Annotated in this window: 1 protein-coding gene; it reads left to right on the top strand. The window is 68.7% G+C overall.

Features of this window, described 5'->3' with window-relative positions:
• Nucleotides 1–600: 600 nt before the first annotated feature.
• On the top strand, nt 601–1,358 hold a 758-nt coding region (locus ACZ51D_RS43670; RefSeq protein WP_465665893.1), incomplete at its 3' end, for a reverse transcriptase domain-containing protein.

Genomic DNA, 1,358 nt, shown 5'->3' with positions numbered 1-1,358 from the left:
AGGTCGTGCGTGCGCCGTGAGGCGCTGTGGTTCGAGTGGAGGTGAGAGGCCTTCGCCGCTGATCCTGTCGCAGCAGGACGGTGGAGCTGAGGGCAGCCTGATCCGGGTGACGCCGGGGAGGGTGGGAGCGGCCCTGACAAAGCCGGGACGGGCCAGTACTGCCAGATGGTTCGGGTCCGGCGAGCGGGACGGAGAGGAGTACGCGAGGAACCGGCGTGTGACACCCCCTTGATTAGGCACCGGCTCGAATCTGGCGGATCTGGGCCGGGAGCGGTGCGTATCCCGTCGAGCAGGTGGGCGGGTAACTCCCAGGACGGTAGGCACGAGCCGTCCGGGAGGCCACGAGGAAGGTCTGCGGCGTACTCGTGGCGATGCCGCAGGGGCATAGTCGGGCTCCTACTTCGTCGAGCGAACCACAGTGAACACGGGAACCGTCCCGGGTCTTGCCCTCCGCGTCGTATCCAGCGGCGAGGGTGGGGTTGGGCGCGTCGACCGCCGATCGGTTCGGGACGGGGCGGAGCCGCCGTAGTACTCCGAGGTCGGGAAAGCCGGCCGCATGGGGAAGGGCGGCAGCGGTTTCGAGAAGGGAGGGTCGCTGCAATGCCGGAAGACGCGTCGCCGAATGGCGGTGCTCCTCGTTCTGGTCCGGCCGGGCCGGGAGCGAGGGTATCGGAGATGCAGGCCAAGCTTCACCGTTGGGCGGTGGCCGATCCTGGCCGCCGGTTCGATGACTTGTTCAACTTCGTGTGTGACCCGGCGACGCTGATCGTGGCGGTCGACCGGGTCGCGGGGAACCAAGGCGCGCGCACCGCTGGCGTCGACGGCCTGACGGTCGCCGACGTCGCGGAGCAGGTGGGCGTGCCCAGGTTCCTGGACGACCTGCGGGCCGCTCTCAAGGACGGCTCGTTCCGACCGTTGCCGGTGCGGGAGCGCAAGATCCCGAAACCGGGTGGGTCGGGGAAGGTCCGCAAGCTCGGGATTCCGACGGTCGCGGACCGGGTCGTCCAGGCGGCGCTGAAACTGGTGTTGGAGCCGATCTTCGAGGCGGAGTTCCTGCCGTGCTCGTACGGTTTCCGGCCCAAGCGGCGTGCCCAGGACGCGATCGCCGAGATCCACCACTTCGGCTCCCGCGGCTACCGCTGGGTGCTGGACGCGGACATCGAGGCGTGCTTCGACTCGATCGACCACACGGCTCTGATGGACCGGGTGCGTCGGCGGGTGAAGGACAAACGCATCCTGGCGCTGGTCAAGGCGTTCCTGAAGGCCGGGATCCTCACGGAACTCGGCGAACACCGGGACACGATGACCGGCACGCCGCAGGGCGGCATCCTGTCTCCGTTGCTGGCCAACATCGCCTT

The sequence above is a fragment of the Kitasatospora sp. NPDC033851 genome (genome assembly GCF_055576085.1).
The sequence above is the reverse complement of the archived record's forward strand: the minus strand, read 5'-3'. Positions and strand labels throughout refer to the sequence as shown.